General features: G+C 72.7%; 8 protein-coding genes and 1 pseudogene. 6 read left to right on the forward strand and 3 right to left on the reverse strand.

Annotation, left to right across the window (positions count from 1 at the left end; all coding sequences use genetic code 11):
* The first annotated feature begins 2 nt into the window (after positions 1-2).
* Together fabI and ADK65_RS15885 are read left to right on the forward strand one after the other, a co-directional pair.
* Positions 3-770 carry an enoyl-ACP reductase FabI gene (fabI, locus tag ADK65_RS15880; RefSeq protein WP_053670788.1) on the forward strand — a complete coding sequence of 256 codons (768 nt, stop codon included), beginning with the start codon at positions 3-5 and terminating at the stop codon, positions 768-770.
* A gap of 161 nt (positions 771-931) precedes the next feature.
* Positions 932-1,282, forward strand: a complete 351-nt coding sequence (locus ADK65_RS15885) for a hypothetical protein (protein ID WP_053670789.1) — start codon at positions 932-934, stop codon at positions 1,280-1,282.
* On the opposite strand, the gene ADK65_RS15890 is transcribed toward ADK65_RS15885, so the two are convergent.
* Positions 1,260-1,952 carry a FadR/GntR family transcriptional regulator gene (locus tag ADK65_RS15890; RefSeq protein ID WP_053670790.1) on the reverse strand — a complete coding sequence of 231 codons (693 nt, stop codon included), beginning with the start codon at positions 1,950-1,952 and terminating at the stop codon, positions 1,260-1,262. The two genes, ADK65_RS15885 and ADK65_RS15890, sit on opposite strands and share 23 nt — an antisense overlap.
* A gap of 70 nt (positions 1,953-2,022) precedes the next feature.
* On the opposite strand from ADK65_RS15890, the gene ADK65_RS15895 reads away from it, so the two are divergent.
* From ADK65_RS15895 to ADK65_RS15905, 4 genes are all read left to right on the forward strand, one after another.
* Positions 2,023-3,369 (forward strand): CynX/NimT family MFS transporter, encoded by a 1,347-nt coding sequence (locus tag ADK65_RS15895; RefSeq protein ID WP_053670791.1) that lies wholly within the window; start codon positions 2,023-2,025, stop codon positions 3,367-3,369.
* 65 nt (positions 3,370-3,434) lie between these two features.
* On the forward strand, positions 3,435-3,551 hold the full coding sequence (locus ADK65_RS39605) for an SGM_5486 family transporter-associated protein (RefSeq protein ID WP_097215821.1): 117 nt from the start codon (positions 3,435-3,437) through the stop codon (positions 3,549-3,551).
* Between the two features lie 164 nt (positions 3,552-3,715).
* Entirely contained in the window at positions 3,716-3,922 is a 207-nt protein-coding gene (locus ADK65_RS15900; protein ID WP_053670792.1) for a hypothetical protein, read from the forward strand.
* 65 nt (positions 3,923-3,987) lie between these two features.
* Positions 3,988-4,506 (forward strand): SixA phosphatase family protein, encoded by a 519-nt coding sequence (locus ADK65_RS15905; RefSeq protein WP_053670793.1) that lies wholly within the window; start codon positions 3,988-3,990, stop codon positions 4,504-4,506.
* An 89-nt stretch (positions 4,507-4,595) separates the two neighbouring features.
* Here the strand turns inward: ADK65_RS15905 and serB are convergent, their stop codons facing one another.
* Positions 4,596-5,822 (reverse strand): phosphoserine phosphatase SerB, encoded by a 1,227-nt coding sequence (serB, locus tag ADK65_RS15910; RefSeq protein ID WP_053670794.1) that lies wholly within the window; start codon positions 5,820-5,822, stop codon positions 4,596-4,598.
* 129 nt (positions 5,823-5,951) lie between these two features.
* Positions 5,952-6,596: pseudogene (locus ADK65_RS39280) on the reverse strand (hypothetical protein); the annotation flags it as partial.

The following is a 6,596-nucleotide window of genomic DNA, read 5'->3' on the forward strand; positions in this document are numbered from 1 at the left end:
CCATGAGCGGAATTCTCGAGGGCAAGCGCGTCCTGATCACCGGTGTGCTGACGGAGGCGTCCATCGCCTTCCACACCGCCAAGCTGGCGCAGGAGCAGGGCGCCGAGGTCATCCTCACCGCCTTCCCGCGGCCCACGCTGACCGAGCGCATCGCCAGGAAGCTCCCTAAGCCCACCAAGGTCATCGAGCTCGACGTCACCAACGACGAGCACCTCGCGCGGCTGGCCGACGTCGTCGGCGAGGAGCTCGGCACTCTCGACGGTGTCGTGCACTCCATCGGCTTCGCCCCCCAGGACGCCCTGGGCGGCAACTTCCTCAACACGCCGTTCGAGTCGGTCGCCACGGCCATGCACGTCTCGGCGTACTCCCTGAAGTCGCTGACCATGGCCTGCCTGCCGCTGATGCAGAACGGCGGCTCGGTCGTCGGTCTGACGTTCGACGCGCAGTTCGCCTGGCCGCAGTACGACTGGATGGGCCCGGCCAAGGCGGCCCTGGAGGCCACCAGCCGCTACATGGCCCGCGACCTGGGCAAGCAGAACATCCGCTGCAACCTCGTCTCGGCGGGTCCGCTCGGTTCCATGGCCGCCAAGTCCATCCCGGGCTTCAGCGAGCTGGCCTCCGTGTGGGACGACCGCTCCCCGCTGGAGTGGGACCTGAAGGACCCCGAGCCGGCCGGCCGCGGTGTCGTCGCCCTGCTGAGCGACTGGTTCCCGAAGACCACCGGCGAGATCGTCCACGTGGACGGCGGTCTGCACGCCATCGGAGCCTGATCTCCCGCACTCCCCGACGCCCCGTCCCCCGCAGCGCGCGGGGGACGGGGCGTCACCCGTTCGGCTCTGCCGGCCGGGCGGGCGGGCCTCGCGACCAGGCACTCTTTGAGTACGCGTTCACCACGCGAGCCCCTCCCCAGCACGGCCGAGGAGGTCCCCTTGTGCGCTTGTCCCGCCGAACGGCCTCAGTGTCCCTCGCCGTCGCGCTCGTGCTGGTCCTGGCGTACGAGGCGGTGCCCCACGCGCGCGTGCCCGTCGGCGAGCGCGAGTCCGCGGATCTCTTCGGCGCCGCGTGCCGGATCCGTGTGACCGGCTCCGCGGCGACCGCGTACTGCCACAATCCCTACCCGGAGCCCGACCGTGTGAGCCTGCACGTGGAGTGCGCCCGCTGGTGGGACATCGACACCGACAGCTCACCGATCGAGGCAGGTCCCGCGCAGACCGTGCGGCTGACGGGACGGTGCTGGAAAGAGGTCGGCGACGTGTGGGTCAGTCACCGGCGGGTGAGCTGATCCTGCCCGGGCGGCACAGGAAGGGGTAGCGGGCGGCCTCCGTGGCGGCCGTGTCCGCCTCGCCCGCGCGGATCGCCTCCAGCAGCCGCCCGTGGTCCATGTAGGTCTCCGGCGTCAGCCTCTCGCCGACGTCCTCGCGCAGCCAGTCCCGCAGTACCTCGCCGAGGTCCGCGTACATGGCCGTCATGACGTCGTTGTGGGAGGCCGACACGACGGCCAGGTGGAAGGTCGCGTCCGCGGCCACGAACGCCTCCTTGTCGCCCGATCCCCAGGCCTCCTCGCGCCGCCGCAGCAGCGCGTCGAGCTGCTTGAGGTCCTTCTCCGTACGACGTCCGGCGGCCAGCCGGGCGGCGGCCGACTCCAGCGTGGAGCGCAGCTCGGCGATGTGCCGGGGGTCGGCCTCGGCGAACCGCCGCTGCATCACGCCCGCCAGCTCGCTCGTCGCCACCACGTACGTGCCGGAGCCCTGGCGGATGTCCAGCAGACCGTTGTGCGACAGGGCGCGTACGGCTTCACGGACCGTGTTACGGGCGACACCGAGCTGCTCGACCAGTTCCGGCTCGGTCGGGATCCGCGAGCCGACCGGCCACTCGCCCGAGGTGATCTGGGCCCGCAGCGCGGCGATGACCTGCTCGGACAGGGCCGAGCGACGGGGATGGCTCAGGGGCATGGCACACCTTCGCACGACCGGGGCGCCCGTGGGCAGCCGGGGAGTGGACAGTCAATCATCCTATGATTCTATGATGGGTCTCATGCCTCGTGAGGAAACCCGGACGACGACACCCCCGACCGTACGCAGCCCGGCCGCGCACGAGCCCGGGACGCCGGGTGGCGCCTGCCCGCGCGCGTGGACGATGCGACTGCTCGTCCTCGGCATCGTGCTGTCCGCGCTGAACCTCCGTCCCGCCATCACCAGCCTCGGCGCCCTCCTGGAGGAGGTCCGCGACGGGCTCGGCATGAGCGGCAGCGTCGCCGGGCTGCTCACCTCGGTGCCGCCGCTGTGCTTCGCCGTCTTCGGCGTCACGGCCCCGCGGCTCGCCCGCCGCTTCGGACCCGGCGCGGTGGTGTGCGCCGGCATGGCCGCCATCGCCACCGGCCTGCTGCTGCGCCCGTTCGCGGGCGGCACGCCCGGCTTCCTGGCCGGGAGCGCCCTGGCCCTCATGGGCATCGCGGTCAGCAACGTCCTGATGCCGGTCATCGTCAAGCGGTTCTTCCCCGACCGTGTGGGGTCCATGACCGGCCTGTACTCGATGGCCCTCGCCCTCGGCACGGCCCTCGCGGCCGCCGTCACGGTGCCCCTGACCGACGCCCTCGGCGGCCGCTGGCAGACCGGCCTGGCCCTGTGGGCGGGGCTCGCCGTGGCGGCCGTCCTGCCGTGGCTGCCCTTCGTCCGGGGCCGCATCACGCCGCCCGGGCCGGGGGAGAGCGCCGCGGAGTCGGCGACGCCCGCGCAGGGCCCGGCCCCGGCCTCCGCGGAGCACGCGCGCGTGGAGGCGCCCCGGCTGCGGATGACACGCAGCCGCACCGCCTGGGCACTGGCCGTCTTCTTCGGGCTCCAGGCCACCGCCGCCTACATCACCATGGGCTGGATGGCGCAGATCTTCCGGGACGCCGGTGTGCCCGCCGGCACCGCGGGGCTGCTGCTGGCGGTCACCATGGTGATGGGCGTGCCCCTCGCGTTCGTCATACCCCGCCTGGCCACCCGGCTGCCCCACCAGGGCCCGATCGTGCTCGCGCTGGGCCTGTGCGGGCTCGCCGGCTATGCGGGGCTGTACCTCGCGCCCGCAGCCGGGGCCTGGGCCTGGGCCCTGCTGCTCGGCGTCGCCAACTGCGCCTTCCCGCTCGCCCTGACCATGGTCGGCATGCGGGCCAGGACCGGGCCGGGCGTGGTCCAGCTGTCGGCGTTCGCGCAGAGCACCGGCTATTTGATCTCCATCCCCGGACCGCTCCTGGTGGGCGTCCTCTACCAGCACAGCGGCGGCTGGGGCCTGCCGATCGCGCTGATGAGCGCCCTGATGATCCCGCAGATGGCCGTCGGTTTCCTGGCCGGCCGCGACCGCACGGTGGAGGACGAGGCGGCCCGCTGATCCGTCCCCCGGGGAGGGGACACCCCGGGGCGTCCGGCACGCACGGGGGGTGGGACACTTTCCCCATGCCAGTGCTCGACCCGAATCCCCAGCACGGTCAGAAGAAGATGCTGCTCGTCTTCGGCGCCTTCTTCGCGATCTTCATCGTCATCGCCGTCATCGCGACCATCGCCTCGCCGTGACCGGCGCTCGCGCGGCCCGTGGTGGGGGTAACCCCCCTGTCCCCTAGGGGGCGAGGGTCAGGGTCGAGTGGGTGGATCACCGGATGGGCCGGTGGCCGCTGATTCCGTAGCTTCAGTGTGTGACCGCGAGACGGTCACCGACCACTCGAAGAGCGGAGGCACCCATGTCGGCCCCTACGCACACCCGGCCCCACCCGGCGACCCGGGCCGGTGCCGCCGGCCGGCTGCCCTGGTGGGCTCTCGCCCTGCCGGTGCTCGCCTTCACCGCACTGCTCGCCCTCATCCTGAACCCGTCCGAGGCGCACGCGGCCGCCGGTGAGCCGGTGATCACCCACCTCTTCGAGCGTATCCAGCAGCTGACAGCCCGCTGATCACGGTGGAGGCCGGTGGTCAACTCCCTGCGCCAGGTGGCGTGTTTCATGCGAAGCTGGATCTCATGAGCGTCGCAGAATCCCGCAGGATTGTCCTCTTCCGCCATGCGAAAGCCGACTGGCCACAGGTCACCGACCACGAGCGTCCCCTCGCCGACCGGGGCCGCATGGACGCGGCCGAGGCCGGGCGCAGGCTGACCGACACCGGTATCGCCTTCGACCTGGCGCTGTGCTCCACCGCGGTCCGGACCCGGGAGACATGGAAGCTCGCCGTCCAGGAGTTCCCGCAGCGGCCGAAAACCGTCTACGAGGAGCGGATCTACGAGGCCTCGCCGGGCGAGCTGATCGCACTCCTCAACGAGACCCCCGACGACGCGCAGAACGTCCTCATGATCGGGCACAACCCGGGCATCCAGGGACTCGCCGACGTCCTGGCGGGCTCGGGCGAGGACGACGCCAGGGAGCGTATGACCCGGCGCGGCTTCCCGGCCGCCGCCTTCGCCGTGCTGTCGTTCGGCGGCACGTGGAAGAGCCTCGAGCCGGGCGTGGCCACGCTGCGGGACTACTGGGCACCGGCCGAGTGACGGCCTCCGCCTGACCACGTGACAGTGGGGCCCGGCGCCGGTGCGGCGCCGGGCCCCACCTGGTCGGATCGAGGTGGCGAGCGGGTGGATCAGCCGACGTCGAGGATGTCCGCCGCCTCGACCTCCTCACGCGTGACGCCCAGCAGGTACAGGACCGTGTCCAGGAACGGGAAGTTCACCGCGGCGTGCGCGGCCTCGCGCACCACCGGCTTGGCGTTGAAGGCGACCCCGAGCCCCGCCGCGTTCAGCATGTCCAGATCGTTGGCCCCGTCACCGATCGCCACCGTCTGCGACAGCGGCACACCCGCCTCCGCCGCGAACCGGCGCAGCAGCCTGGCCTTGCCCGCGCGGTCGACGATCTCGCCGGTGACCTTGCCCGTCAGCCTGCCGTCGACGATCTCCAGGGTGTTGGCGTGGGCGAAGTCCAACCCGAGCCGCTCCTTCAGATCGTCCGTGACCTGGGTGAATCCACCCGACACGACGCCCACTTGGTAGCCGAGCCGCTTCAGCGTACGGATCAGAGTGCGGGCGCCCGGCGTCAGCCGCACCTCGCTGCGCACCTTGTCCACGACCGAGGCGTCCAGCCCCTCCAGCAGCGCCACGCGCGCGTGCAGGGACTGCTCGAAGTCCAGTTCCCCGCGCATCGCGGCCGTCGTCACCTCGGCGACCTTGTCCTCGCAGCCGGCGTGCGCCGCGAACAGCTCGATGACCTCGTCCTGGATGAGCGTCGAGTCGACGTCCATGACGACCAGGCGCTGCGCACGCCGGTACAGCCCGGCGGCGACGACCGCCACGTCGATACCGAGCCGGGCGGCATCGGTCACCAGGGCGGTGCGCAGCGGCTCGGTCTCCACGCCGGAGACGGCGAACTCGACGGCGGTCACGGGGTATTTGGCGAGCCGGAAGATACGGTCGATGTTGCCGCCGGTCTTCGTGATCCGCGCGGCGATCGCGGCCGTCGCCTCGGCGGTGAGCGGATGCCCGAGCACGGTGACCAGGGAGCGGCCCAGGCCGCGCGGCCGGTTGTCGCCGAGGCCGGAGATGATCTCCGCCTGCATCTTCATCGACTCGGCCCAGCTGTGGACGGTCGCCCGCAGATCTCCCTCGATGCCCGGCGGCGGCTCGGTCACGAGCGCGCACAGCACCATCCGGCCACGGGTGACGACCTGCTCGATGTCGACGACGTCGACGGAGTAGGCGGCGAGGGTGTCGAAGAGGCCGGCGGTGATGCCCGGCCTGTCCTTGCCGAAGATCTTCACAAGGAGGGTGGGGACGTCGGCGGGGACGTCGGAAGACGAGGTCTGTGAAGCGCTCATGGTGGTTCCACCGTATCCGGCGTGCGCGACCCGTTGCCCCCGAGGTCCGTCTGGCGGACAGCGAACAGCGGATGTCGCGTGGATGAAGTGAATCCTGCGTACCGGTACGGTGCCCGGCGCCTTCACCGGTCACCTCCCGCCCCGCGGTCTCGGCGGCGGTGGCGGCGGGGGAGGCGGCGGACCGTCGTCCGGGCGTGCGGGCGGCCCGTTCCCGTTCCGCGGCCCGGGCGCCTGCCGCGGGCCACGCGGGGGCGGCCCGACCGGCCGTACGACGGTGGGGGCGCTGTAGACGTCGCCCGGGGCGGGTGGCTCGTCGTCCCGGCCGGCGTCCTGCTCGGGCCCGGGCGCAGGGCCGCAGGGCCGTTCCTCTCCTGGGGGCCGTGCGTCCTGCGGCTCGCGCAGCTCGTCCGGAACCCGGAGGTAGGGATTGGTGCCGGGGTCGGGCGGCCGGTACGGCGTACCGGGTGCGTACGGCCCGGTCTCCGCACCCCGCGGTGCCCCCTCACCTCGCTTCTCGGCCCGTCCGGTCCCGGCGTCGTATCCGGGCCGCATCGTGTCACCGGCCCCCTGCCGCCCCTGCCCGGGCCCCTCGCGCGGGCCTGCTGCCCCGGAGACACCCCAGGCTCCAGCCGTCCCGCCCCCGGCCTGCGCGGCCCAGGTCCCGTGTCCGTCCTCCCCGGTTCCGGCCCGGTGCCCGGCCCGCTCGTCCCCGGCCCCCGGTCCGTCCTGCCCGGCCCAGGTTCCGTGACCGGCCCACTCGCTTCCGGCCCCCGG

This window comes from Streptomyces sp. NRRL B-1140 (assembly GCF_001280065.1).
Taxonomy (GTDB): Bacteria; Actinomycetota; Actinomycetes; order Streptomycetales; family Streptomycetaceae; genus Streptomyces.

Bases quoted from the DNA above. Each gene is read 5' to 3' on its own strand.
- fabI (WP_053670788.1), top strand. From the start codon at position 3: ATGAGCGGAATTCTCGAGGGCAAGCGCGTCCTGATCACCGGTGTGCTG.
- ADK65_RS15890 (WP_053670790.1), bottom strand. From the start codon at position 1,952: ATGCCCCTGAGCCATCCCCGTCGCTCGGCCCTGTCCGAGCAGGTCATC.
- ADK65_RS15895 (WP_053670791.1), top strand. From the start codon at position 2,023: ATGATGGGTCTCATGCCTCGTGAGGAAACCCGGACGACGACACCCCCG.
- ADK65_RS39605 (WP_097215821.1), top strand. From the start codon at position 3,435: ATGCCAGTGCTCGACCCGAATCCCCAGCACGGTCAGAAGAAGATGCTG.
- ADK65_RS15900 (WP_053670792.1), top strand. From the start codon at position 3,716: ATGTCGGCCCCTACGCACACCCGGCCCCACCCGGCGACCCGGGCCGGT.
- ADK65_RS15905 (WP_053670793.1), top strand. From the start codon at position 3,988: ATGAGCGTCGCAGAATCCCGCAGGATTGTCCTCTTCCGCCATGCGAAA.
- serB (WP_053670794.1), bottom strand. From the start codon at position 5,822: ATGAGCGCTTCACAGACCTCGTCTTCCGACGTCCCCGCCGACGTCCCC.